Raw genomic sequence first — 26,566 nt, forward strand, 5'->3', positions numbered from 1 at the left:
ATAAGGAGTGCGCACATGCGTCGAGTAGTCGTCACCGGTCTGGGGGTTGTGTCCTCGATCGGGAACAATGCTGAAGAGGTTCTGGCCTCGCTCAAAGCAGGCAAATCCGGGATCGTGGCCAGCGAGCAGATGGCCGAACATGGTTTTCGCAGCCAGATCGCAGGTACGCTCAAGATCGACGTGGCCCAGCATGTGGACAAGCGTACATTGCGCTTCATGGGTCCCGGGGCCGCCTATGCACATATCGCCATGAGCCAGGCGATTGCCGATTCAGGGCTGACAGAAGACCAGATCGTCAACCCCCGCACCGGGCTGGTTGCAGGTTCTGGCGGACCATCGACCAGCGCCATGCTGACGGCGCATCAGACCGTTCTGAAGACAGGCGCGACCAAGCGGATCGGGCCATTTGCCGTGCCGAAATGCATGTGCTCGACGATTTCGGCAAATCTGGCGACGGCATTCAAGATAAAGGGCATAAATTATTCGATCACGTCCGCTTGCTCGACTTCGCTGCATTGCATTGGCAACGCGGCCGAACAGATCATGCTGGGCAAGCAGGATGTGATGTTCGCCGGCGGCGGAGAGGAACTTGACTGGACCCTGTCCTGCCTGTTCGACGCAATGGGCGCGATGTCGTCGAAATATAATGACACACCCGACAGAGCCTCGCGCGCGTTCGACGAAAACCGCGATGGTTTCGTGATCTCGGGCGGTGGTGGAATCGTTGTTTTGGAAGAGCTGGGCCACGCTTTGGCGCGCGGCGCCAAAATTTATGCTGAAGTTACAGGTTATGCCGCAACTTCAGACGGCCACGACATGGTTGCCCCTTCAGGTGAGGGCGGCGAGCGCGCGATGCGTCTAGCTCTGGATACCGTGCTCGAGGGGCGCAAGGTTGGCTATATCAATGCCCATGGCACCTCGACCCCCGTCGGCGATGTGGGTGAGGTCGAGGCCGTGCGTCGCATCTTTGGCGAAGGCAATGTGCCACCCATCTCGTCGACCAAGTCGATGACAGGCCACGCTCAGGGCGCGGCGGGCGCGCTTGAGACGATTTTCTGCCTGCTGATGCTGGAAAACGATTTCATTACACCATCGATCAATGTCGATACGCTTGCCGAAGGCATTCAGCCCGGTGAAATTGCAACTCAAGTGGTTGAAAACGCAGGACTGGACAGTGTCATGACCAACAGCTTCGGCTTTGGCGGCACAAACGGGTCCATGGTTTTGTCAAAGTATAACGGGTGAAAGTAATGTCGGATCTTCTCAAAGGTAAACGCGGCCTGATCATGGGCGTGGCCAATGACCGCTCGATTGCGTGGGGCATTGCCAAGGCCATGCACGAGGCTGGTGCCGAACTGGCTTTCACCTATCAGGGCGAGGCATTTGGCAAACGGTTGGAGCCGCTGGCTCAGAGCCTAGGCAGCGATTTCATGGTCGATGCGGATGTTACCGACGACGAGTCGCTGGATCGCGCTTTTGGCGAACTGGCCGAACGTTGGCCCACCATCGATTTTTTGGTCCATGCTATCGCATATTCGGATAAGTCCGAGCTGACAGGTCGTTTCCTGAATACCACACGCGCGAATTTCAAGCATTCGATGGATGTCTCGGCCTATTCCTTCATAGAGGTCGCGCGCCGCGCCTATCCTTTGATGAAAGACAATGGCGGTTCCCTGCTGACCCTGACTTATCAGGGATCCAACCGGGTTGTACCGAACTACAACGTGATGGGTGTCGCAAAGGCTGCGCTGGAATCGGCAACCCGGTATCTGGCCAACGATCTGGGGCCCGATGGCATCCGCGTAAACGCAATTTCCCCGGGACCGATGAAGACTCTCGCCGGGGCAGCCATTGGCGGCGCGCGCAAGACCTACAAGTTCTGCGATCAGAATGCGCCGTTGCGTTCTAACGCAACACTTGAAGCGGTCGGCGGTACCGCAGTGTATCTAACCTCGGATGCAGGTGCCTGCACATCAGGTGAGATCATCCGCGTTGATGGTGGTTTCCACGTACTGGGCATGCCTCAACCCGAAGCCATGTGACTATTTCTTTCCCTGCCGCTGCCCAGATTTCACCATCATTTCGCGGCAGGAAAACAATATGAGCAAGCTAGACCAAATCATTGCAAACAATGCACGCGCAACGCAAAACCGGCGTAAGCCCAGTTTTCTCAGCCAACGGGCCAGAGTGCTTTTGCTAACATTGACTTCACTGTTGCTGGTGTTTGTCTTCTTTACTCAGCCACAGATGCGTGCCGCGATTCACTCTCTGATGGGCTGAGATACGGGCCGGACATCCAGCCCGAACCTCGTGTTAGTTGACTGAAACGACTTCGATCTCGAAAACCAGATCCTGCCCGGCCAGCGGGTGATTTGCATCCAGCGTAACAGTGGCTTCGTTCGAATCCACGACCGTTACCGGCACGGCCTGACCCTCTGGTGTTTGCATCTGCAACTGTGTCCCGGGATCCAGAGGAATGTCATCCGGAATACCTTCGCGGGGAATTTCCTGACGCATTGCAGGGTTGATCGGGCCGTAGGCGTCCGTGCAGGCAATCTCGACCCGCGTCTTGTCCCCGGTGGACAGACCCGGCATGGCACTGTCCAAACCCGGGATGATCTGGCCCGACCCAACCACGAATTCCAGCGGGTCACGCCCGTCCGAGCTGTCAAAGACTTTTCCGTCCAGCAACGTCCCGGTGTAGTGAATGCGAACCGTGTCGCCCTGTTTTATTTCAGTCATCGTGGCCTCCGGCCGTTCTAAAGGGTTAAGCGGCCAACCCTAGAGGTTGACACAATGTTGTAAAGCCTCGGCCCTTTCACCCCATTCCCCGATGTGCCAACCTGCGCGCAATCAGAGGAGGATCATATGGCGATCACGACCTGTGTGTTCGACGCCTACGGTACATTGTTCGATGTTGCTGCGGCTGCCCGACAGGCGGCAGACGAGCCGGGCTTTGAAGCGCTGAAAGACAAATGGCCCACAGTCGCGGGACATTGGCGCCTGAAGCAGCTGCAGTACACATGGCTACGCGCCGTAGCGGATGCGCATGCGGACTTCTGGGATGTCACCCAGGACGGGCTGGATTGGGCCTTGGAAGCCGCGGGCTTGCAAGGCGACCCGCAACTGCGCCAGCGTCTGCTTGATCTCTATTGGGAGTTGCAGGCTTACCCCGAGGTTCCTGCCATGTTGAAAACCCTCAAGGATGGTGGGCTGCGGACAGCGATCCTGTCCAACGGTTCGCCCCCCATGTTGGAAGGCGCAGTGCAATCTGCCGGGATTGGCGATGTGTTGGATGATATTCTGTCGGTCGAAAGTGTCGGCATCTTCAAACCCCATGCCCGCGTCTATGATCTGGTGCAAGAAAGGTTTGGCTGTGCCCGCGATGAGGTTTTGTTCGTCAGCTCAAATGGTTGGGATGCTGCCGGGGCCAGCGGGTACGGTTTTGTAACCGCATGGGTCAATCGGATTTCTGAACCTATGGACCGCCTTCCGTGGACACCTGCACATGTGTTGTCCGATTTGACCTCGGTTCCCAAGTTGGCCGGTCTCTGATGCCAGAATTCATGACAACGGACGGGAGGCGCATCTACTATGAGGAAACCGGGACCGGCACACCGCTTTTGTGTCTGGCCGGCCTGACCCGAAACAGCCGGGATTTTTCATTCTTTGCGCCATATGCCTCTGACCTGCGCATGATCACTATGGATTACAGGGGGCGCGGCCGTTCGGAATATGATCCCGATTACATGAACTACAACATCTTTCGCGAATCCCATGACGCGATTGAGCTGCTGGACGTTCTGGGAATCCAGAGAGCCGCCATTCTGGGCACATCGCGCGGCGGACTGATCGCCATGACGCTGGCCGCAAGCCATCCTGAACGTCTTGCCGCTGTTATTCTGAATGACGTGGGACCAGTTATCGAGCCGACGGGTATTGCTAAAATCATGGCCTACGTGGGCACACGACCCGCTGCCAAAACCCATGATGAAGCTGCCGCTGCATTGAAACACGTCATGGAAGCGCAATTTCCCGGAGTTCCGTTGGAAACCTGGCGCAAACAGGCTGAAATTCAGTATGAAATGCGGGACGATGGGCTGAAACTTCGATATGATCCAGCCTTGCGCAAAGCGCTTCTTGAGCAAGCTGCAAGCGGGACAGCACCTAATCTATGGATACTCTTTAAAGCCTTGCGCGACATTCCCACCGGTGTGATCCGGGGCGCAAATTCCGATATTCTGGGCTCGAACACGCTGACGGAGATGCACAGCTGCCTTCCCGGTCTGATTTCGGTCGAAGTGCCCGATCGTGGGCATGTTCCGTTCCTGAACGAACCCCAATCACTGGACCTGATACAGAAGGTATTGAAGAACGCCGCATGAGCACACTTGAGATGATCGAAGCCGCCGCAGATCGGCTGAAAGGACACGTCCGCGAAACACCGATCCTGTCGTCGCCCTTTCTCGACAACCTCGCAAGCCGCCGAATCTGGGTCAAACCGGAATGCCTGCAACATACCGGCAGTTTCAAGTTTCGCGGCGCGTGGTCGGCCATTTCCGCGCTGGATGAGGGCGTACGCAAGCGCGGCGTGATCGCATATTCATCGGGCAACCACGCGCAGGGCGTTGCGATGGCTGCTTCGAAACATCGTATTGCCTCGGTCATCGTCATGCCGTCAGACGCGCCGCAACTCAAGATCGACAATACCCGCGCGCTGGGCGGAGAAGTCGTTTTGTACGATCGCGCGAATGAAAGCCGGGAGGAGATTGGCGAAGCCATCGCGGCAGAGCGTGGTCTGACCCTGATCCGCCCCTATGACGAACCGCAGGTCATCGCGGGGCAAGGCACAACTGGGCTTGAAATAGCGAAGCAGGCTGCGGAACTTGGGGTTTCGCATGCGGATGTTCTGATCTGTTGCGGCGGAGGGGGTTTGACCTCTGGCATTGCGCTGGCATTGGAAAAACACGCGCCGAACTTGCGGGCGCGGCCCTGTGAGCCGGAAGGGTTCGACGACGTCAAACGATCATTGGCGTCAGGTCAAATTCAAAACAACACTGCGGCTTCAGGAAACATATGCGATGCCATCCTGACACCACAGCCTGGCGCCATCACCTTTCCGATTCTTCATCGTCTTTGTGGGCCCGGAATGTCTGTCACCGAAGAAGAGGCGTTGCAGGCCATGGCACATGCATTTCTGCGCCTCAAAATCGTATTGGAGCCCGGTGGTGCCGTAGCGCTGGCCTCGGCCCTTTTCCGGGGCAACGAGATCGAGGGTGACGATGTGATCGTCGTCACCTCGGGCGGTAATGTCGGTCCGGAAATATTCGCTAAGGCGTTGGAATTCCTGACCTGACAAGTATACCAAAGCCGTGCAAATTGCACCAGGAACGCCGTGACGACAAGGACCTTTGTCATGATGACCGCTGATCTGGGCGACGTGAAGCTGAACTATCGCATCGACGGCCCCACGGACGGTGCACCCATTGTGTTTGCCAATTCCCTGGGAACCGACCTGCATCTATGGGATGCGGTGCTGCCATACATGCCCGACGGGCTGCGCATCATCCGATATGACAAGCGTGGGCACGGGCAATCCTCGGTGCCGCCTGCACCCTACTCGATGGGCACTTTGGTGCGGGATGCAGAGGCGCTGCTGGATCACCTTCAGGTTCGCGATTGCGCCTTTGTCGGCCTCTCGATTGGCGGGATGATCGCGCAAGGGCTGGCGGTCAAACGCATGGACCAGATTCGTGCGCTGGTGCTGTCGAACACCGCTGCCAAGATCGCCACGCCTTCGGTCTGGCAAGAGCGCATTCAGGCGGTGCGAAAGGGCGGGATCGAGGCTCTGGCCGATGCCACGATGGAGCGCTGGTTCTCTCGCGAATACCGCCGCGCGCAAAACTACCTGCCCTGGCGCGATATGATGGTCAGCCAACCAGTCGAAGGGTATCTGGGCTGCTGTGCCGCCATTGCCGGTACCGACTTTTATACACCCACAAGCGGCCTGCGCCTGCCCACGCTTGGGATTGCGGGCAGCGAAGACGGATCTACCCCGCCCGATCTGGTGCGGGAAACGATTGATCTTGTTCCCGGATCCCGATTTCGGCTGATCCGCCGCGCAGGACATTTGCCTTGCGTTGAGAAACCCGCGGAATACGCAGAAATCCTGACCGGATTTCTGACCGAAATCGGACATGTCTGAAGGAGAATGACATGGCGTCCTTCCTGTTGGTCCATGGCTCGTGTCACGGCGCCTGGTGCTGGCGCGACCTGATCCCAGCTTTGGAAACCCTGGGCCATTGCGCCCGCGCCATCGACATGCCCAGCCATGGTGCAGACCCCACGCCGGTGGCCGACGTCACGCTGGACAGTTGCCGCGATGCCATTTTGAACGCCTGTACACCCGATACGATCATCGTCGGCCATTCCTGGGCCGGCTTTCCGATCAGCGCAGCAGCCGAGGCGCGTCCAAATGCGATGCGCGCCTTGATTTACCTGTGCGCCTATGTCCCTCGGGATGGTCTTTCGATGGCAGAAATGCGCAGACGCGGGCCGCGGCAAACCATAGTTCACGCGGTAGAAAAATCTGCAGACGGGCTTTCCTACACCGTGTCCGTAGATGCCATCCCAAAGCTGTTTTATCACGACTGCCCGAACGACATCCTGCCTTACGCGTACGCGCGCCTGTGTCCGCAAGCCATCCACCCACAAGAAACACCGCTGCCAGTCGGTCCGCGCTTTGCCAAAGTCCCCAAGGCCTATATCCGAACAACCGATGACCGCACGATTCCAACCGAGTACCAGACAGAAATGAGTGCCTGCGTTCCCGAAGATCTTCGGCGCACAATCGACAGCTCACATTCACCGTTTTTTTCACATCCGCAGGAATTGGCTGAGCTTTTGTCCGAACTGGCAGGCAAACTCTAGTAACCTGTCTTAACGACATGGGTTGTGAGGGCGAACTCTCTCTTCCCTCATTCGTCGAGCATGAATAGGGTGCCGCACACAACTCATTTGTTCTGGTCCCATGCGTCTGCCGTTTTTCTTCATCCTCAGCATCGTCATGATCGATGCCATGGGCATTGGTCTTGTGATGCCGATCATGCCGCAACTGATTGTCGAGGTTCAGGGCGGCTCCCTGGCCAATGCCGCAATCTGGGGCGGTGTCCTGAGTACAGCGTTTGCGGCAATGCAATTCATCTTTGGGCCCATTCTGGGAAACCTGTCCGATGCTTATGGGCGCAGAACCGTATTGCTGGTGTCTTTGTTCGTGATGGCCTTGGACTACGTCGTCATGGCCGTGGCGGGCAGCATCTGGCTTTTGCTGGCCGGTCGTATCATCGGAGGCATTACGGCGGCCACCCATTCGACAGCCGCGGCTTTCATGGCGGATGTGTCCGACCCAAAAGACAAGGCCGCAAATTTCGGCCTTCTGGGCGCGGCTTTTGGCGTAGGTTTCGTCCTGGGTCCGGTGATTGGCGGATTGCTTGGCGAATTCGGAACCCGGGCGCCATTCTGGGCTGCGGCAGGGTTGGCGGCGCTGACCTTTTGCATCGGATACTTCGTGATGCCTGAAACGGTAACCGCCGAGAACCGGCGTGATTTCAACCTGCGGCGCGCAAATCCGGTGAATTCGCTTCGCGCCATTGCAGCATTGCCGGGCATCCGGCCGATGCTGTGGGTCTATTTCCTGTATTCGGTTTCAATCTACGTCTATCCCGCCATCTGGTCTTACTTCACAACCGAGCGGTTCGGTTGGTCACCACAAATGATCGGCCTGTCTCTTGGTGTCTATGGTATCGGAATGGCCGTCGTGCAAGGCGGCCTGATCCGCCCGGCCATCCGGCTTTTGGGCGAGCGGGGTACAATCATCTATGGCATGGTTTTTGAGATCATAAGCTTTGCCATTCTGGCCTTTCTGACCAACGGCCTGATCGCACTGCTTCTCATCCCAATTACCGTCATTGGGGCGGTCATCACGCCCGCCCTTCAGGCAATGATGTCAAGGGCCACACCAGATTCGCAGCAAGGCGAATTGCAAGGTGTCCTGACTGCGTTGCATGCGCTTTCCATGGTGATCTCACCGTTGGTGATGACCAGCGTATTCGCGCAGTTCATTCGACCCGACACCCCGCTCTACCTGCCCGGCGCCCCTTTTCTGTTGGCACTTTTGTTGATGCTGGCAGGATTTCTTCTGTTCAGGCGGTCCCGGCCTGCCGTAGCGTAACAACGACACGCAAATGGCGGTTTCTGCCTTGCGAGCCGCCTTTTCCCACGCCACCGTGAACCCAACCGGAGTGAGGAAAAACATGCAAAAAATCAAAGCAGCAGTCTGCCGGGCATTTGGCGAGACATTGGTGATCGAAGAAGTCTATCTGGCGCCCCCCGGCACGGGCGAGGTCGAGGTGACACTGGAGGCTGTTGCCATATGTCACTCGGACATTTCATATGCTGACGGAGCATGGGGAGGGTTCCTGCCAGCCGTTTACGGGCACGAAGCCGCAGGCGTGATCAGCGCGGTCGGAGAGGCCGCAGGAGATTTCAAAGTCGGCGACCCTGTGGTGGTGACTCTGATCCGCGCCTGCGGGTCTTGCCCTGCCTGTGCAGGCGGGCAACCGACAATTTGCGAAACACCGTACGATACTGTCAAAGGACCATTGAAAACGAGCGACGGCGGCCCACTCGAACAGGCGATGGCATGCGGGGCCTTTGCCGAAAAGGTTGTGGTGAGCCACCGCCAGATTGTCAAAATCCCCGAAAACCTGCCCAAGGAACTGGCCAGCCTGCTGTCCTGCGGCGTGATCACTGGGGTTGGTGCTGCGGTGAATGCGGCAGGCGTGCGCCCCGGTCAGGACGTTGTGGTCATTGGGGCGGGCGGGGTTGGCCTGAACGCAATTCAAGGCGCGCGGATTGCAGGCGCGCGGCGGATCGTGGCCGTGGACATGACCGAAGAAAAGCTTGAGATCGCCAAAGAGTTCGGCGCGACCCACGGCGTCCTGGCCAGCTTGGATCAACCATGGAAAGCCGCATACAGGGCGCTGGGTGGACGCGGTGCCGATGCCGTTCTGATCACCGTCGGCGCGATTCCCGCTTATGATCAGGCCCCGCGCTATCTTGGGCGCGGCGGTAAGGCGATCATGATCGGGATGCCACATTCCGGTGACATGGCCAGCTATGAACCCGTTGTATTGGCAGCCCTGGGTCAGGGCGTCGTCGGGTCGAAAATGGGCGACGTTGTCATTCAGCGTGACATACCCTGGATGGTGGACCTTTACGCACAGGGACGGCTGAAACTGGATGAGCTGATCTCGGGCCGCTGGTCACTGGATCAGATCAACGAGGCCATCGCCGACACCAAAACCGGATCGGCCAAGCGAAATGTAATCCTGTTCGACAGGACCTGACCCACCGAAAGGATTTGGGATGAAACTGCAGGATCTCGACATCATCGTCACCGTCCCGCCCGCTCCGGGCTGGGGAGGGCGCTACTGGATACTTGTCAAAGTGACGACTGATACCGGCATCACCGGCTGGGGTGAATGCTATGCCTCGTCCGTGGGGCCCGAGGCGATGCGTCATGTCATTCAGGACGTGTTTGAACGACATATGCTGGGCGAGAACCCCGAGAACATCGAGCTCATGTTTCGTCGCACCTACTCCAGCGGCTTTACGCAGCGCCCGGACCTGACGGTGATGGGTGCGTTCTCGGGGTTGGAAATTGCCTGCTGGGATGTTCTGGGCAAAGACCGGGACAGGCCGGTCCACGCGCTTCTGGGTGGCCGGATGAATGACCGGATTCGGGCCTATACTTACCTGTATCCCCTGCCTCAGCACAACCTGAACGATTTCTGGACCTCTCCCGAACAGGCGGGCGAAACGGCGGCGGAAATGGTGCGCCGCGGCTACACCGCCGTGAAATTCGACCCGGCCGGTCCCTATACGATCCGCGGCGGCCATATGCCCGCGATGAGTGACATTTCCATGTCCGTCGCCTTCTGCAAAGCGATCCGCGAGGCCGTGGGGGACAGGGCGGATCTTCTGTTCGGCACACATGGCCAGTTCAACACGGCCGGGGCTATTCGGCTGGGACAGGCGTTGGAACCATATCAGCCCCTTTGGTTCGAGGAACCTACACCGCCTGACAATATCGAAGATATGGCCCGCGTCGCCCGCAACGTACGCATACCGGTTGCTACCGGAGAGCGGATGACCACGAAGGCAGAATTCGGAGCCGTCCTGCGTGCCGGAGCAGCCGAGATTCTGCAACCGGCGCTGGGACGTGCAGGCGGAATCTGGGAGATGAAAAAAGTCGCAGCCATGGCCGAGGTCTTCAACGCTCAGATGGCACCGCATCTGTATGCCGGTCCGGTCGAATGGGCCGCCAACATCCATCTGGCCGCTTCCATTCCCAATCTGCTGCTTTTAGAAACCATCGAAACACCGTTCCACGATCAACTGATCAAGGGCTCGATCCGGATCGAGAATGGGTTCGTCGCCGCCCCGACAGCTCCGGGCCTTGGGATCGATGTCGACGAAGACCTGGCCCGCGCGCACGCATATGACGGAGAAGGGTTGCATCTGCAAATGCAGGAGGACCCATGCGACTACGTTGACGGCAACGCTTTTCACGGGGGTGCTCCGGCAACCGAGGGGTGACAATACCAGTGGCCTTGATGCATATTGCCATCACAAATCACGATACAACGGTCAGAAAGTGGCACTAAACGAAACCGGACCTCAGGCACACCTAACAGACGCTCCGTCGGACATGAAAGATAGTGCAGCACGCGCGGCTGCATTTCTTAAAACACTGGCGCATGAGGGGCGCCTGATGATCTTGTGCCATCTTGGTAGTGGTGAAAAATCCGTCGGCCAGCTTGAAGATTTACTTCAGTTGCGGCAGGCCGCAGTCAGCCAGATGCTGGCCCGCCTGCGCGAGGAAGAGTTGGTCTCGACGCGTCGGGAAGGCAAAACGATCTACTATTCATTGCGCGACGGAAACACTGAAAAAGTGATCCGTCTGCTTTACGATCTGTTCTGCGACACGGACTGCTGATCGCTAATTGGACACATATCCGGCAATAACCTGCAACAGCTTGAACGCGGTTGCTGCATCGTTTTCCACAACGGCAAGGAATTCTTCTTCACCGATCCGCAAACAGGAAAGCGGGGTTTCTGCCACCATGCTTAGCGCACGTGGTTCTTTTCTGATCAGGCCCAACTCTCCGACCAAAGCGCCGGGCCCGACTTTGGTGATCAATTGGTCAGGCCCCTGTTCTTGTGGCAGGTAAAGACCTGCTTCGCCCTCCAAAACCACATAGGCGCCGTCGGTGGGCTGGTCATCTTTCAAGAATACCACTTGCCCTGGCTCGGCATCAAACCAGCGCGCACCAAAGGCCAGCAGACGCAGCTGCCGCCGATCCAGACCAGAAAACAAGGGGGTTTGTTCCAAGGCGCGTAGTTTCCGCGTCAAATCTGCCGATGCTGCACTGTCTTCCTCCACTTCCACGGGTCCTCCGTCCGAGACCACACGACCTTGCATGATCTCCACGTACATGTCGAATGCACCGGGGTTTTCGAACCGATCATTCAAATAGACAACGGTGGTTTCCGGCAGCAGTTCACGGAGCCGTTTAAAGACGGCCACCTGCGTTTTCATGTCATAGCTGGCCAGTGCGTTTTCCAGAATCAGAATATCAGGTTTCTTGATCGCCGCACGTGTAAAGGCCAAGGGTTCGGCAAACACCGCCGGAAGATTCTGACCGCCCAGAGCAACCTGAACATCATAAATCAACTCAGTAACCAATGGCCGCGCGCCATTTTCCGCCAACACATCGACAATCAGCTTGCGGGCTTCATCCGAACGGGCCCCGCCAATTTGGCTGACTTTCCCGAACAGCGCATTTTCCATGACCGTCAATCCAGGCGCAAAGACGTCCGGATCCAGTGGAACGAAGACGTCCTTCAAACGCTCCATCAGTTTCTCGGAATGGCTGTGCCGCAGTTCGAGGATGCGATCCTTCAGTTCGTCCGTGAACGCAGGCCCGATCTGTTCGGCAGAGATCACAAAAGGGACGGCCAGCATATTGGCCAACTGTTCGTCATCCAGCCCGTCCGAACCTTCTTTGCGGGTCTGGTCCACCAGATCCACCGCGACTTCATAGGTCTTTGCGTCAAGACCGAGCTTTTGGAACAACGGGTGGTCCGTTCCATCGATCCCGAAGATCTGGCGCAGCATTTCGATCACATCGCGGGTCAACGCGATCAATGTCTCGTCCAGCCCCAATTCGCGTAACTGTCCTAGAAAAACCTTCTGTTGCGCAAGCAAAGCTTGTGTCACAGGAACACGTGGCGTTGCGAAAAGCAGGTTTTCAGCCACAGGCAGGGCCGCGTTATACGCGTTCCGGTCAAAGACAAGTGCCTGTTGTTCCAGTCCCGCTTCACGAACGGCTTGCTGCACAAGCGGGCGCAACTCGATCAGTTTCTTTGCCAGTTCACAATGCTCGGCCGCATCAAAACATTGTTCCGCGCCCCGTTGGAACAGCGCTGCGCCAAAGCCCATTCCATCAATCAACTGCAACCACCAGGCACGCAATTCTGCGGCGTCCTGAAAGCCGGCCAGAGATGGATCAAGCCATTCCGCCCTGAACGGGTCAGCACTGTTCCCCGCCCTCAGGGATTCGAGAAAATCCGGATCGTCCGTGGAGTCAGTCAGCGGTTTGAACCGCATCGGCATCATCACGTTGTCGCCCAACGTACCCTGAAACATGACTGGGCGCGATGTGACATACCCGATACGTACGGCGACAACTGCCTGATGCAACTCAGCCAGTTTCAGATCTCCGATCCGCACCTGACCAGCACTGGGCCGTATTTCCCGTGTCAGCAATTCGCCAATGGCGCGTCGATCTTCTTCACTGGGTGCGGCGATACCAATTGTCTTCCCGGCAGGAAAGCTGAGGTCCAAATCATCAAGCACCTGATTGCCATCCATGTCCCGCACCGAAACATGATCCAAAACAATTTTGCCGTTCAGGTGTGGCCACTTGGCAGGTTCACCTTCAAACAAGGTTTCATCGAGCATTCCGGCCGGAGCAAACCGGTCAATGACCACGTCCCAGCGCAGCGACATGTCCTGGGTCTGGTTGTAGTAGGTCAGCAGCTCTTTCCATGGCGAGCTGAGATCCTTGTACGCAGCCAATGCGGCAACCAGCGCCCCCAGCGAAACTGAACCCTGAAGCACCAACAGACCGCCAATCAGGTAGAACATGAATGGTGTAAGCTGCGAGATGAAGTTATTCAGGAACTTCATGAAGAACTTCTTTTGATAGATCTGGAAACGGATGCCGAACAGGCGACCCAATTGCTCAGAGATCATCGACCGCCGATAACGCCAGCCGCCATTGGTCCGAAGGGTGGACGCGCCCACCGCGTTCTCGCCGATCTGCGCGGCGAGAACGCGAACCTCCTGAATGCGTTTTTTGTTCAGCAGGTTGATCTGGCGCTGTAGTTTGGGGATCAACCAGGCCTGCAACGGAATGAGGGCCACAGCGGCAAGCCCAAACCAGACGCTTTGCAGGAACAGGAAGGAAAGTATGGTGATCATTTGCCCGGCCTGAAGAACCGGTTGACTGATCGCATCGCCCATCAAGCCGCCCATCGGCTCGCTTTCGGCGGTGATCATTGACACCATCTCGCCCTGGCTGACTCGCTCGAAATAGGGTTGAGGAAAGCGCAGCGCCCGATTGATCAACTGATAGCGAAAGCGCCGCAGCATCCGTTCACTCAGCACACCTTTCATGGTGTTGATGCGCATTTTCATCAGGCCATGGCACAGCACTGCCGCCAGAAAGGCAAAGCACAGAATAATCAGAAAATTGGTCTGCGACATAGAATAGCCCCAGACTGTCACCTCGGAGGTGGACGACCCGATCGCGTCATTGATTATTCGTTTTGGCAACTCAAGAGTGAGGTACAGCAACGGAAACAACGTCGCCGTCACGGCCAGCAGGATCAGCTGTTCGCGCTTGGAGTATTTCCAGATAAAGCGGAATATTGTGCGTTCTATGGAACCTGCCCCTGCTGCTGACCGACGACGCGGATTGAACGTAATGCATGCAATTTCAACAGCATGAATCAAATGTCATCCAGATAGGATAAGCAAATTTTTTCCTTTTGGAAAATTTCTTGATGTAATGTGAACTAGTTCATTTACGCGAGCCCGTTTTATTGCCTAATGTTGGCCTGAGAACGATATCGGGAGGGTTCTTTTGGCAGCCAGTTTTGGCGCAGTGTTTCTTATGCTTTGTCTTTTGCTGATCAAGCATATGTTCGCTGACTACTACCTCCAGACACCGAAGATGCTCTCCGGCCGGGGTGAGTATTTTCATTTGGGACGCGCGCAACATGCCGCTGTGCATGTTGTGGGTTCTGTCGTCGTTTTTTTGGTATTCGGCGCACCGCTGCTTTTCATTCTGATCATCGCGGCGCTGGAGTGGTTTATCCATTTCAATATCGATTACATCAAAGCCAGCTATTCAGACAAAAAGCGGCTTGAGCCAACGCAAGCCGCTTTTTGGCGCGCGGCAGGTTTAGATCAGTTGATGCACAACCTGACTTATTTGGCGATGGTTTGGGCGTGGGTCACCTTCGCCGCCGCCTGATCCGTGCTAGGCTGCATGGTCCAATACACCAAGCCGATAGGCCGACAGCCACATCCGATCCAGCACATCAATCTCATCAGGGTCGAACCGGTGCTCAACTTCCCAATACCGACCCGAGGCAACATAGTATCCAAGGTCGTTTTCAAAACGCCTTGCTTTTTGCATGGCACTAACAGCGGGAAGCGGTGCTGCAGTCAGGTCGGATATCCTGGCTGACGGGAAAACCAGCCGACTCGGCCCATTGGACAACCGCACGGTTCTGCACCCCTGAGCGCCCGCGAAAAGCCCCAGCCGTGCGGATTTCGCTTCAAGCGAGCGCAGTGTCACATCCTTTCGCAACGGGTCTGCAGTGCCGTTTCCATAAAAATGCGTTCGCCCCGAACCTGAATACATCATGTCGCAGCCAAAAAACGCCAGTACATCCGGTTCCAGAGCTGACAAAACCCAATATCCAGCCGTGAAAGCCATCGTTCCGCCAGCGTAGACGAACCCACCATAGTGATTCTGTCTGGGGACGTATTCGTCGGCAGTGACTATGTGTTGAGTACCGAGGACGACCGCAGGGCGGCGCTCTGCCGGGAAATCTTCAGGATGGATCAGGTAATCCCAGTCGTCTCGGATGCGCCACGCGTTGTTGATGGCAACGACATATGTGAATGGCACGCGCGACCATGTCCGCGCCGCCAGCGCCGAAGGGGCACTACCAAGGATCAATACGGTGGTCTTTGGGTCGGTCATAGTGGGGCCACGCTTGTTAACAGCCCCACACGACATAGACCTTTTGCGTAACGCGGCTAGCCCAGAACCGAGAAACTGCTTTCTTCATTGATCGGGCGTTTGCGTGAGTAGAAACCCACGTCGATTGTCCGCTTGATGTATGGCAATTCGAACTGCAACGGGTTCGCGTCGTGATCCGCGCCACTTTCGCAGTAGTCGATCAGCGCTGCCATCATCTTGCCCGCAATCGGCGCGTTCTTGTACTGGTTTCCGCTGGAACCACAGGCCATGTAAAACCCCGGCAGACTGGATTTGTCATAGATCGGAATCCAGTCGGTCGAAGCATCATACAGGTCAACTACACCGCGCGTCTTTGAAGGAATGCCAAGGCTGGGCACACGCTGCGCGTACCGCATCGCCTGTGTGGTCCATTGGTCGGTGAATTCCCGATTGTAGTTCACATCGTCCTCGCACCACTGATGCGGATCACACTCCGGGTCTTCCGATCCAACAAGGATGTGATTGCCGTGTTCCGGGCGGCAATAACAGGCAATGTCGCTGTCCGAGACGATGGTTCCGTCATTTTCAAAGTCGAACCCTTCCGGGGCGGGAACATGCACGACTTCCTGCCGCAAGGGCCGGGTTTTGATGGTCATATCGTCCAGAACACCGGCCATCCCGTTGATGAAGGCCGAACCCGGTCCCGCAACGTTGACAACGACTTTGGCGTGGATTTCCTCGCCCGAAGCCAGCTTGACACCGGAAACACGCCCGTCCTCGGTCAGGATTTCCGTGACTTCAGCGCCGGTACGCAGCTCGGCCCCGTGCTGTTTCGCAGCATCCATCAGGTTCTGCGCCGACAAGGCAGGGTCTGTGACATATCCCGCCTGAGGCCAGTACACACCGCCCGACATCTTGCGCCCGTTGGGCTGGCCGAATTCCGGATCATCCATGCGCCGCGCCGGGGCAAAGCTGTCCAGCGAATAAACCGGCAAGCGGTCAACCACTTTTTCACCTGACCATTCCTCAAACGGGCAATCCAAATCGGACGAATTGCGCATGTGCTTTTCCAGCATCCCGTTCGCTTCGGTCTTCATGACCAGGCAACCAGTTTCGCGGAACTGCGCAAGGTTCGCGTCCTCCGGCAAGCCAAGATACTCAGCCCAGTCGCGCCAGTAGTGGTATCCTTCCCAGGCAAACGCGGTTCCATCGAAAGTGGAATAATGCATCCGGACAATCGCACAGGACCCGGCCGTAGAACCGTGCCCGACCTGAGAATTCCGATCCAATGACAGGGTTTTCCATCCCGCTTTGGACATCTCGAACGCAATGGCCGCGCCGATCACGCCAGTACCGATGATGATTGCGTCTGGTTGGCTCATGTCTGGTTTCCTTTCCAAAAGCGCAGGGAGTATGCGCTGAATTCTTCAACTTCTTCAGGCTTCGGCTCGACACCGGTAAAGGCGTAAAGGTAATGTGGCACCATCGAAAGCCGCATCTCAATGGGTTCGTTCAATTGCGCCAGATCATAACCAATCTGCATGTAATACAGCACGCGTGCCCGGGTTTCGGCTTCGATCTCGGAATATCCGTAGCGGGCAAACATGGCGTGCAGCGCTTCCAGCCTGCGGGCGTCCGACTGGTCCAGCGTACGTCGCACCTTGCCCGACTTGCGCGCCCAATCACGTACGGCAAAATCCAGCGCGGTGTCGAACAACTGGGTATTCACCACGCAACGATGCACGTTGCAGACGGCCGCTGTGATCGTCTTGGCCGGGGCTTCGGCCTGCGCGATCAAAGCGGCCGTGTTGGTCGCCTGCCAGCGGGCCAGCAATGCATCCAGCAACTCTTGTCGGGATTTGAAGTACCAATAGAAAGACGATCGGGATACCGCCATCCGTTCGGCCAGGTTCAGAACCTTGATCTGGTCCACCCCGTCCGAAACCAGCACATCCATCGCCACGTTCAGCCAGTCGTCACGCGTGACCTTGATGTTGCCGACCAAGGGTTCGGCCTCAGGGTCATCACGATGAAGGATCGGTTTCGTATTCATTCAACTCTCCGGAGGTGCACCGCCCTCGGCGGTACGACGGGCAATGAAGTCATGTAAATCACCTATCCGATCATTGTCGACAGCGGGCGCTTGGAAGTCATTCAGAATGCCCTTCCAAACGTCCGTCGCCCGATGACTTGCGTCCACCGAACCACGCTCGGCCCAAGTGCCGAAATTGGCGTAATCATGGACATGCGGTTGATAAAATTCAGTGTTGTAGCGCTCCATCGTCTGGCTTGATGCAAAGAAGTGACCACTGGGTTCAACCTCGCTCAATGCAGTTTCAAACCCAATCTCGGACGGCCCCGCCTGCGTACCCGCACAGAGTTCGGCGACCATGTTCAGAACTTCCGCATCGCAGACCAGCTTTTCGAAGGAAACCGTCAACCCGCCTTCCAACCAGCCTGCAGAGTGGATAATCACCGTTGCGCCGGCCATAAGGCATCCCCAAAGCCCAAACTGGTTCTCGTTTGCGGCCTGTACATCGTTGATGTTTGACGCCGATCCGGCAGCCGACCGCCAGGGCAATCCAAGATGCCGCGCCAGTTGGCCCGCAGCCAGCGATGCCTGAAAGTGCGACGGCGTCCCAAAGGCGGGCGCACCGGACTTCATGTCAACATTACTGGTGAACGTGCCATAACAGACCGGAGCACCAGGATTGGCAAGTTGGGTCAAAGTCAGCGCGGCAAGGGCCTCGGCATGAGACAAGGTGATCGCCCCGGCCACGGTGATCGGTGCCATCGCGCCCATCAGGGTAAATGGTGTGATGATCGACATCTGGCCGTGGCGGGCGAAGTCGATCAGACCTTGCGCCATGGGGATATCCAACGTGCGCGGGCTGTTGGTGTTGATGATCGTGTAGCAATGCGCATGGCCCCGGAACGCATCATCCGAAAGACCGCGTGCTGTAGTCAGCATCTCAAAGCAGTCCATCACCTGCGGGGTTCCACGCGAAAAGAAGAACGGAAACTTGTCCGTCAGTTCCATCTGCGCCCGGGTCGTGAAGTAGTGACGCAGATGGGTCGGCACATCCTGAGGCTCAACCTGAGGCGAGATCATCTGAAACACGTCGAAATGATGCGTGAGCTTCAGAAATTCCAGATAATCCTGACCCGTCGCTGGGCGCCGACCGCGTTCAAGATCGGTGGCATTCGGGGCACCGGCTCCGGGCTGGAATACCAACGAGCCCAATTCCAGATTGAAATCGCGACGCCGGGCACCGGCGCGACAGGCAATGGATTTGGGCGCTGAGGCGATAGCGGTCTCGACGATCTCGCGTCCGATAAAAACCATCTCACTGTCTTCATCCACCCGCGCGCCGCCCTGTTTGAACAGTTTCCGCGCCTCGGGAAGCAGGGTCTTTACCCCCAACTCCTCCAGTATCCGCAACGCGGTGTCATGCATGTCTGCGATTTGGTCGACAGGGAACACTTCCATCAATGGAAAAGGATTCCTGAGGTGGCGATAGTTCACATCGCGGCTGGGCTGCGGGGCGGCTTCAGCCCCCCGCCCCCGCCGTCGGCGTCCTCGCTCCGGAGCAGTCATGATCAGCCTCGCATCGCTTTGCCCTGAGGATCATAAGGCGACGGCACAATCACGCGCGCCGGACGTTCAACCCCCACCACGTGGACGGACAGTTCCGTGCCCGATTCGGCTTTGTCCCGATCGATCAGGGCCATTGCCAAGGACTTGCCAACATAATGCCCGTAACCGCCCGAGGTTACGAAACCTACGCGCTCTCCATTTGCCCAGACCGGTTCGTATCCACTGGCATCTGCGTCCAGAGCATCAATTTCCAGTGTCGCTTGAACTTGCGCGGGGCCGTTGCCGTCGCGCTCGGCAAGCGCGCCCGCCTTTCCAACAAAGTCTTTGTCCCAGTCGATCCAGCGATCCATTCCGGTCATACCCGGTGTATAGGCTTGCGTGAATTCCGCCGACCAGATGCCAAAGCTCTTCTCAAGCCGTGTTGACAACATCGCGTTGAAGCCGCATTCGCGGATACCTTCCTCGGCTCCCGCTTCCAGCAAGATGCGGCGCAGCTTGATGTGGTCGCCATAGCGACAGTTGATCTCGTACCCTTTTTCTCCGGTCACCGACATGCGGGCCACCCGGGCGCGCACGAGGCCGATATCGAAATCGCCGCAGCCCATGAATTTCAAGCCCGAGATATCCTGTTCCGCCAGTTTTTCGACAACCGTCTGTGACTTCGGCCCGACCACAGCAAAGCCACAGTATTCCTCGCCCAAATCACGGATATTGACCCCATCCGTCACGTGATCGTCGAACCAGCGCATATGCCAAGCCCGCAGATAGTAGCTGCCCATGATCCACCAGGTCCCGTCGCCCCAGTTGAGCACGGTCAGATCGCCCTTCAGGCGTCCGTCTTCACCCAGCATCGGGGCAAGCTTGGCGCGACCCGGGCCGGGCAGTTTCGACGCCATGACATTGTCGAGCCAGTCTTCCGCGTTCGGACCGGAAACCTCGAATCGCGAAAAGCCCGAAATATCCAGCAAGCCCGCACCTTCGCGGATCACTTTGCATTCCTCGGCCACAATGTCATGCGCGTTCGAACGCTTGAGAGTTGGCGTTTCCTCGAACCCTTTCGGCGCGAAATAAAGCGGCACTTCAAGATCCCAGCTCACGCCCCATTTGCACCCTGCCTCGGTCATCGCGTCATGCGCCGGGGCCATTTTCAGCGGCCGCCCTGCGGGCAGTTGCTCGTTCGGATAGGTCATCACGAAGCGGCGGGAATAGAACTGGCCGGTAGTTTCGCGGATATAGCGCTTGTTCTGTGCAAAATCGCCGTACCGTGCCACATCCATTGGCCAGGCATCTGCCTCAGGCTCGCCATGGATCATCCATTCGGCCAGCGTCTTACCGACACCGCCGCCTTGTAGGAACCCGGCCATCACCGCACAGGCGGTCCAATAGCCGCGCTTGCCTGGCACCGGGCCGACCAGCGGGTTTCCGTCTGGCGAGAAGGTAAACGCGCCGTTCACCCATGTCTTGATACCGACCTTCTGGATCGCCGGATAGCGTTCGAACCCCAGCATCAGCTCGTTTTCGATACGGTCCAGCTGCTCTTGAAACAGTTCTTCGCCATAATTCCAGGGTGCACCGTCCATGGCCCAGTGCTCGTGATCGACCTCGTAGATGCCGACCAGAACACCCTTTTGATCCTGCCGCATATAGGTGAAGCCCTCCAGATCCACGGTCATCGGCATCTCGAAATCGGCCGCCGCAACCTCGGGCACCGTGTCGGTGATCAGATAGTGGTGTTTCAGCGGAGAAACCGGCAGCTCGACCCCCGCCATGCGTCCCACCTGTTTGGCCCACAGACCGGCGGCGTTGACCACATGTTCGCAGGTGATCGTGCCCCTGTCGGTCACCACCTGCCAGCCATCCGCCGTCTGGATCAGTTCCTCAACCTTGGTTTCCTCGTAGTATTCCGCACCTCTTTTTCTGGCCGCGGTCGCGTAAGCCTGAACGGTGCCGGTTGTATCGATATAGCCCTCACGATCTGCCCACATCGCACCCAGAACACCATCCGTGGACATGATCGGGCAACGCTTCTGCGCCTCTTCCGGGCTCAACAATTCGCAATCGTCGATGCCGATGGACTGGAAGATGCGGTAGTTGGACTGTAACCACTCCCACCGTTCGGGGGTTCCGGCGAGCGTGAGACCACCGGTCATGTGCAGGCCGATATTCTGGCCCGATTCCTTTTCGATCTCGCTGAGCAGATCAATGGTATAGGCCTGCAAAGACGCCATGTTCGGATCAGCGTTCAAAGCATGGATGCCACCCGCCGCGTGCCACGACGAACCAGACGCCAACCGCCGCCGCTCCAGCATGACGACATCCGACCAGCCGAACTTGGCCAGATGATACAGAACCGACGCCCCTACAACGCCTCCTCCGATGACCACTACGCGATATTGGGACTTCATCCCGACCTCCCTGAACAAAGTCTAAGGAGACGCTAGTGGCACTGTTCACCTCTGTCTAGACATTTCTGTACAGTGCTGATCACAGCGAAACCCGGCACGGCTTGGCAAGTTTACAGGCTTGCGCTTGGACGAGATTGGATAGCCTGAAACCACGCCAGGGTGGCAGCGTTGTCTTCCGGGATACGCATCTTGATGACACGGGCGAAATCGACAAAAACGAAAACCGAGATATCCGCTAAAGAAAATACGTCACCGGCCACAAACGGGCTTTCCTTCAGACGCGACTCCAGCATTTCAAAGAATGATGCCACACGCTCGCGCCCGCGCTGCGCAAGTTCGGGTATCTGCGCATGGTTGTAGGGGCCCGGAATGGCGCGATCCTTGAAGGCCGGATGACCGTTGCGCAAAGCCTCGGCAATCGGCGCCCCTCCCTGCTGTTCGACAATCGCGTTCCACATCAGGACCAGACCTTTTTCCTCGGGGGTTCGGCCCATCAAAGGCGGTTCGGGACACTGTGCTTCCAGAAAAGCCGCAATGCCCAGGTTTTCTGTCAGAGCGGTTCCGTCATCCGTTACCAGAACTGGGATCGTGGCCCGTGGGTTCACAGCGCGAAAAGTTGCGCTCAATTGTTCGCCATTCGCAATCGAGATATCACGTGTTTCGATATCCAACCCTTTTTCGGCAATGAACATGCGCGCGCGGCGAGGGCTCGGAGCAGTAGAGCAGTCGTAAAAAATCATGGCATTACCCCTTTTCGGTCAGCGGCGATAGATGAAACAGCGTCCTTCAACGGCACCTTCGGGCAATGGCATCTCGGTCAGCCCTTCGAAATACATCCGATCACTTGAGACCATCAACCCGCCCGGAGCAAGCAAAGGCTTGATGAGAGGAGATACAAACCGCGCAAACTTGTCGTTCTTTTCGCGATTGTGCCCGCCAAGATCCGCGTGGATTAGGCTGGCTGAAGCGCCGAACCGTTCAACCGATGCAGGCAGGGTGTCCCGCACATCGCCCAGAATCACACGATCTTCGGGCGGGGTAGAGTCGGGGTGCGAGGCCACCGCGCGTTCGAACACATAGACCGGGCGGCCATCCATGTGCTGCACAAGATGGTGATATGTACGCCCGTTGCCCAAACCCAATTCGAACACCGGACCTGTCATGCCTTCAGTGTGTTTGATTGCGTGATCCAGACAAGCACGCTGTGACACCATGCGATCGATGAACAGATCCAGACGGCTTTGATTCTCGGACACCGGAAAATATCTCCTTGATACAACTCGAGAGCATAAATGCGCCCAACACCGCCCTTGATGACAAAATCTCAAGACTTTGTGTAGCGATGAAGCCCTTAGTTTCACGATTTCGCGACATTTCGGCCCAAGAACGGGTTTGACTAGACGGGCGGAACCGCGCGACACTGAACGAAAAATCACGGGGAGTTGAAGTAACCGATGTCATCGAACGGTCAAACGGGTGGAAAACCCGCATGAGCGCGTTGTTGTCCGTAAGAGACCTTAGCATCGGCTTTGGGACGGGCAATTCCGTGGTCACGAATGTGAACTTCGATGTCGAAGCCGGACAAACCCTGGCCTTGGTCGGTGAATCGGGATCGGGGAAAACGATCACGTGCCGCGCAGTCTTACGCATTCTGCCCCGTACGGCGCAGATCCGAAACGGCACGATTACACTGAACGATTCCAAGGGCATGTGCGAACTCACGACAGTGTCTGAGCGTGAGTTGCGCAACATCCGCGGCAATCGGGTTTCGATGATCTTTCAAGAGCCCATGCGATCACTGTCCCCGCTACACAAGATCGGCAATCAGGTCAGCGAGGTTTTGTGGTTGCATCGCGGGCTGTCCGAGTCCGCGGCACGCAAGAAGGTCCTGACGCAGTTCGAACGCGTCGGTTTCCCAAATCCGCAACGGGCCTATGACTCGTACCCTTTCGAGTTGTCAGGTGGCATGCGCCAACGTGCCATGATCGCCATGGCCATGGTGTCCAAACCGGAATTGCTGATCGCGGATGAGCCAACCACTGCTCTGGACGTGACCACCCAGGCGCAGGTTCTTGGCCTGATCAAGGAATTGCAGCGCGAAACCGGCATGGCGCTCATTCTGGTGACTCACGATCTGGGCGTAGTTGCCAACATGGCCGAGCAGGTCGTCGTGATGCACAAAGGTCGCGTCATGGAGGCTGGCCCCGCCGCACCGATCCTGACTGCGCCCGCACACCCATATACAAAGCAGCTTTTTGATGCTGCCCCGGAAATACCGGATCAGGATGCGGTGGGTATACCGATGCCCGACACGGATCTGATCCTTCAGATGAAGGATGTGTCCAAGACCTACACCATGCGGTCCAGCAAAGGATGGCAGTCCGATAAGGCAATCTATGCCTGCCGCGGTGTCGACCTGAATCTGGCGCGCGGCAAGACTTTGGCAATTGTCGGTGAAAGCGGATCGGGAAAGACAACGGCGGCCCGCATCGCGTTGGGGGCTGAATTGCCCGACCCTGGTGGTGAAGTCCTGTTTCGTAGTGCCCCCGATGCCGACCCGATCACGGTGCACAATATGACCCGAGCCCAGCGCACAGCGTTTCAGCGCAAGGCACAGATGGTATTTCAGGACCCTTACAGTTCGCTCAGCCCCCGGATGCGTATACAGGACGCCATGACCGAACCGCTGGAAATCCACCGCATCGGCACAACAGCCGAACAGCGCGACAAAGCCGCCGAGATGTTGCAGCGCGTCGGCCTGACGGGTGATATGCTCAAACGCTACCCACACGCGTTTTCCGGCGGGCAGCGACAGCGCCTTTCCGTGGCCCGAGCCATGATGCTGGACCCACAATTGATCGTGTGCGACGAACCCACCTCGGCATTGGATGTATCTGTTCAGGAACAAATCCTGACCTTGCTGGAAAACCTGCAAGACAGCCTGAACCTGTCCTACCTGTTCATCTCACATGATCTGGCCGTTGTCGCACGGATCGCTGACGAAGTTGCTGTCATGCGGCGGGGTCTGATCGTCGAACAGGCACCGCCTGAAACTCTTTTCTACAATCCGCGCCATCCATACACCAAGGCGCTGATTGCCGCTCAACCCGAACCCGACATCAATCGCCCGATTGACCTTCAATTGGTCTCTCTGGGCGCCGGCGCGCCGGACAGTTGGGATGAAGCCTTTCGTTTCTCGGACACCGTGATACCTTCACTGGTGGAATTGGAACCGGGCCATAAGGTACGTTGCCATGTTTAAGACCACTCGCCCTCTGATGCTGGCTGTTATGCTGGCTTTTTCAGGGACGCTGCCCGCCGCAGCAGAAGCCATCCCGACACCTCAGGAAAGCGCCTTCTGGAGCGCCGAGGTTGAAAGCGGCAATCTTCCGCCGGTGCAGGAACGTTTGCCCAAGGACCCCTTGATTGTGGATCTGACCGCAAAAGGAAGAGAATTCGGAACGCCGGGCGGCACTCTGCGTACCATGGTCACGCGATCCAAAGATATAAGACAGATGGTTGTCTATGGGTATGCAAGGTTGGCCGGGTACAACCAAGACTACGAAATCGTACCCGACCTGCTGGCCTCGTTTGAAAACGAGGGCAATCGCAAGTTCACCCTGAAACTCCGCGAAGGGCACAAGTGGTCGGACGGCTCACCTTTTACCTCGGAAGACTTCCGCTATTGGTGGGAAGACGTCGCCAATAACGAGTTGCTCAGCCCGTCAGGCCCACCCGATTTTCTGATCGTCGAAGGCAAAGCCCCCACGGTCACGTTTCCTGATGAAACCACTGTGATCTTCGAATGGAACGACCCCAATCCGGACTTCCTGCAGTCTTTGGCACAGGCGCGACCGCCCTTTATTTATCGACCGTCCGCCTTTCTGAAACAGTATCATGAGAAATACGCGGACGCAGAAGAGCTTGCCTTTCAGGTTGAAGATGCCCGGGTCAAAAGCTGGGCAGCGCTGCACAACAAGCTGGATAACCTTTACAAGTTCGACAACCATGAACTTCCCACGTTGCAACCTTGGTTGAACGCCAGTTCGGGCAAGAAGATCCGCCACAACTTCGTGCGCAACCCATATTATCACCGCATCGATAGCAAAGGGGTGCAACTTCCCTATATTGACGTGGTCGAAATGGAAATTGTCGCGTCCGGTCTTGTTGCCGCCAAGACCAACGCCGGTGAAAGCGATCTGCAAGGCCGTGGTCTTGCCTTCCGAGACGCGTCGATCCTGAAGAAAGGCGAAGCACAGGGCGGATATAAAACGCTGTTGTGGAAAACTGGCGTAGCCTCGCAGATCGCAATCTATCCGAACCTCAACTTCGCCGATGACGTCTGGCGCAATGTATTGCGGGACGTTCGCGTGCGGCGGGCCTTGTCGCTGGCCATCGACCGGCAATCTATCAATCAGGCCCTTTACTTTAAACTCGCACATCCTGCTGCGATGTCAGTTCTTCCCGCCTCGCCATTTTACAATGAAGAGAATGCCGCGGCATGGGCGCAATACGATATCGATCAGGCCAATACGCTTTTGGATGAGGCCGGTCTGGATCAGCGCGACAAGAACGGCGTCCGCCTGTTGCCGGACGGCCGCCCGATGGAGCTGGTGATCGAAACCGCAGGTGAGCGGCAAGAGGTTGAAAACGCCCTTCAGATCGTAACCGACACCTGGCGCGAAATTGGGGTCAAACTGGTCATGCGCCCGCTGGACCGGGACATCCTGCGCAACCGGGTTTTCGCAGGAAACTCGATGGCGTCAGTCTGGTTCGGCTGGGATGACGGCATCCCGCAGGCGCATACATCGCCAGCGTATCTGGCCCCGACAGATCAGGTATTCCTGGCCTGGCCAAAATGGGGGCAGTACTATCAGACCGGTGGCGAAGCGGGTGAGGCCCCCGACATGCCAGAGGCCGAACGCCTGATGGAGTTGGTACATGAATGGCAAATTTCCACAACCGTTGAAGCACGTGAAGCCGTCTGGACCGAGATGCTTAGCATCCACGCGGGTCAACTCTATGCCATTGGCATTCTGAACGGAGCCCCTCAGCCTATTGTCGTGTCAAACCGCCTGCGCAACGTGCCGGAACAGGCTATGTGGGCCTGGGAACCCGGTGCACATTTCGGCATTCACCGCCCGGACGAGTTCTTTTTCGCCGACTGAGCAGGAGCAGCT

The 26,566-nt window shown here is 57.3% G+C and carries 24 protein-coding genes; 15 read left to right on the forward strand and 9 right to left on the reverse strand.

Annotation, left to right across the window (positions count from 1 at the left end; all coding sequences use genetic code 11):
* The first annotated feature begins 15 nt into the window (after positions 1–15).
* Genes fabB through D1823_RS10165 form a run of 3 tightly spaced genes read left to right on the forward strand, consistent with a single transcriptional unit; the run spans position 16 to position 2,280 of the window.
* A complete protein-coding gene (fabB, locus tag D1823_RS10155) occupies positions 16–1,245 on the forward strand; it encodes a beta-ketoacyl-ACP synthase I (protein ID WP_117869802.1) in 1,230 nt (409 codons plus the stop codon).
* A 5-nt stretch (positions 1,246–1,250) separates the two neighbouring features.
* A complete protein-coding gene (locus D1823_RS10160) occupies positions 1,251–2,042 on the forward strand; it encodes an enoyl-ACP reductase (protein WP_117869803.1) in 792 nt (263 codons plus the stop codon).
* 58 nt (positions 2,043–2,100) lie between these two features.
* Entirely contained in the window at positions 2,101–2,280 is a 180-nt protein-coding gene (locus D1823_RS10165) for a hypothetical protein (protein WP_117869804.1), read from the forward strand.
* A 33-nt stretch (positions 2,281–2,313) separates the two neighbouring features.
* On the opposite strand, the gene D1823_RS10170 is transcribed toward D1823_RS10165, so the two are convergent.
* Positions 2,314–2,742, reverse strand: coding sequence for a peptidylprolyl isomerase (locus D1823_RS10170; protein ID WP_117869805.1), 429 nt, complete (start codon positions 2,740–2,742; stop codon positions 2,314–2,316).
* Between the two features lie 126 nt (positions 2,743–2,868).
* Here D1823_RS10170 and D1823_RS10175 point away from each other — a divergent pair, with 126 nt between their 5' ends.
* The 9 genes from D1823_RS10175 to D1823_RS10215 all read left to right on the forward strand — a co-directional run bounded on the left by D1823_RS10175 (position 2,869) and on the right by D1823_RS10215 (position 11,059).
* A complete protein-coding gene (locus D1823_RS10175) occupies positions 2,869–3,555 on the forward strand; it encodes a haloacid dehalogenase type II (protein WP_117869806.1) in 687 nt (228 codons plus the stop codon).
* On the forward strand, positions 3,555–4,385 hold the full coding sequence (locus D1823_RS10180; protein ID WP_117869807.1) for an alpha/beta fold hydrolase: 831 nt from the start codon (positions 3,555–3,557) through the stop codon (positions 4,383–4,385). Before D1823_RS10175 ends, D1823_RS10180 begins: the two co-directional genes overlap by 1 nt.
* Positions 4,382–5,356, forward strand: a complete 975-nt coding sequence (locus D1823_RS10185) for a threonine/serine dehydratase (protein ID WP_117869808.1) — start codon at positions 4,382–4,384, stop codon at positions 5,354–5,356. Before D1823_RS10180 ends, D1823_RS10185 begins: the two co-directional genes overlap by 4 nt.
* A gap of 60 nt (positions 5,357–5,416) precedes the next feature.
* The gene (gene pcaD / locus D1823_RS10190; RefSeq protein ID WP_117869809.1) at positions 5,417–6,205 is read left to right on the forward strand and encodes a 3-oxoadipate enol-lactonase; all 789 of its coding nucleotides are present in this window, start codon (positions 5,417–5,419) and stop codon (positions 6,203–6,205) included.
* An 11-nt stretch (positions 6,206–6,216) separates the two neighbouring features.
* The gene (locus tag D1823_RS10195) at positions 6,217–6,930 is read left to right on the forward strand and encodes an alpha/beta fold hydrolase (protein ID WP_117869810.1); all 714 of its coding nucleotides are present in this window, start codon (positions 6,217–6,219) and stop codon (positions 6,928–6,930) included.
* Positions 6,931–7,030: 100 nt separating this feature from the next.
* Positions 7,031–8,230, forward strand: a complete 1,200-nt coding sequence (locus tag D1823_RS10200; RefSeq protein WP_117869811.1) for a TCR/Tet family MFS transporter — start codon at positions 7,031–7,033, stop codon at positions 8,228–8,230.
* A gap of 82 nt (positions 8,231–8,312) precedes the next feature.
* On the forward strand, positions 8,313–9,407 hold the full coding sequence (locus D1823_RS10205; RefSeq protein WP_117869812.1) for a Zn-dependent alcohol dehydrogenase: 1,095 nt from the start codon (positions 8,313–8,315) through the stop codon (positions 9,405–9,407).
* Between the two features lie 19 nt (positions 9,408–9,426).
* Positions 9,427–10,659: a mandelate racemase/muconate lactonizing enzyme family protein gene (locus D1823_RS10210; protein ID WP_117869813.1), complete on the forward strand. Its 1,233-nt coding sequence runs from the start codon at positions 9,427–9,429 to the stop codon at positions 10,657–10,659.
* Positions 10,660–10,771: 112 nt separating this feature from the next.
* Positions 10,772–11,059 carry a helix-turn-helix transcriptional regulator gene (locus tag D1823_RS10215; RefSeq protein WP_117869814.1) on the forward strand — a complete coding sequence of 96 codons (288 nt, stop codon included), beginning with the start codon at positions 10,772–10,774 and terminating at the stop codon, positions 11,057–11,059.
* Between the two features lie 3 nt (positions 11,060–11,062).
* On the opposite strand, the gene D1823_RS10220 is transcribed toward D1823_RS10215, so the two are convergent.
* The gene (locus tag D1823_RS10220; protein ID WP_205511978.1) at positions 11,063–14,059 is read right to left on the reverse strand and encodes a cyclic nucleotide-binding domain-containing protein; all 2,997 of its coding nucleotides are present in this window, start codon (positions 14,057–14,059) and stop codon (positions 11,063–11,065) included.
* A 244-nt stretch (positions 14,060–14,303) separates the two neighbouring features.
* Between D1823_RS10220 and D1823_RS10225 the strand changes: the two genes are divergently transcribed.
* Positions 14,304–14,666 (forward strand): DUF3307 domain-containing protein, encoded by a 363-nt coding sequence (locus D1823_RS10225; RefSeq protein ID WP_117872835.1) that lies wholly within the window; start codon positions 14,304–14,306, stop codon positions 14,664–14,666.
* Between the two features lie 6 nt (positions 14,667–14,672).
* On the opposite strand, the gene D1823_RS10230 is transcribed toward D1823_RS10225, so the two are convergent.
* The 7 genes from D1823_RS10230 to D1823_RS10260 all read right to left on the reverse strand — a co-directional run bounded on the left by D1823_RS10230 (position 14,673) and on the right by D1823_RS10260 (position 22,642).
* Positions 14,673–15,404, reverse strand: coding sequence for a hypothetical protein (locus D1823_RS10230; protein ID WP_117872836.1), 732 nt, complete (start codon positions 15,402–15,404; stop codon positions 14,673–14,675).
* Positions 15,405–15,460: 56 nt separating this feature from the next.
* Complete coding sequence (locus D1823_RS10235; RefSeq protein ID WP_117869815.1) at positions 15,461–16,765, reverse strand: FAD-binding oxidoreductase; 1,305 nt, start codon at positions 16,763–16,765, stop codon at positions 15,461–15,463.
* Positions 16,762–17,436, reverse strand: a complete 675-nt coding sequence (locus tag D1823_RS10240) for a TetR/AcrR family transcriptional regulator (RefSeq protein ID WP_117869816.1) — start codon at positions 17,434–17,436, stop codon at positions 16,762–16,764. Before D1823_RS10240 ends, D1823_RS10235 begins: the two co-directional genes overlap by 4 nt.
* A complete protein-coding gene (locus tag D1823_RS10245; protein WP_117869817.1) occupies positions 17,437–18,981 on the reverse strand; it encodes a trimethylamine methyltransferase family protein in 1,545 nt (514 codons plus the stop codon).
* A gap of 2 nt (positions 18,982–18,983) precedes the next feature.
* On the reverse strand, positions 18,984–21,386 hold the full coding sequence (locus tag D1823_RS10250) for an FAD-dependent oxidoreductase (RefSeq protein WP_117869818.1): 2,403 nt from the start codon (positions 21,384–21,386) through the stop codon (positions 18,984–18,986).
* A 110-nt stretch (positions 21,387–21,496) separates the two neighbouring features.
* Positions 21,497–22,126, reverse strand: coding sequence for a glutathione S-transferase (locus tag D1823_RS10255; RefSeq protein ID WP_117869819.1), 630 nt, complete (start codon positions 22,124–22,126; stop codon positions 21,497–21,499).
* A gap of 18 nt (positions 22,127–22,144) precedes the next feature.
* A complete protein-coding gene (locus D1823_RS10260; protein ID WP_256369644.1) occupies positions 22,145–22,642 on the reverse strand; it encodes a class I SAM-dependent methyltransferase in 498 nt (165 codons plus the stop codon).
* A 233-nt stretch (positions 22,643–22,875) separates the two neighbouring features.
* Between D1823_RS10260 and D1823_RS10265 the strand changes: the two genes are divergently transcribed.
* Together D1823_RS10265 and D1823_RS10270 are read left to right on the forward strand one after the other, a co-directional pair.
* Positions 22,876–24,648, forward strand: coding sequence for an ABC transporter ATP-binding protein (locus tag D1823_RS10265; protein WP_117869820.1), 1,773 nt, complete (start codon positions 22,876–22,878; stop codon positions 24,646–24,648).
* Complete coding sequence (locus tag D1823_RS10270) at positions 24,641–26,554, forward strand: ABC transporter substrate-binding protein (RefSeq protein ID WP_117869821.1); 1,914 nt, start codon at positions 24,641–24,643, stop codon at positions 26,552–26,554. Before D1823_RS10265 ends, D1823_RS10270 begins: the two co-directional genes overlap by 8 nt.
* Positions 26,555–26,566: the final 12 nt, after the last annotated feature.

The organism is Ruegeria sp. AD91A (genome assembly GCF_003443535.1).
Taxonomy (GTDB): domain Bacteria; phylum Pseudomonadota; class Alphaproteobacteria; order Rhodobacterales; family Rhodobacteraceae; genus Ruegeria.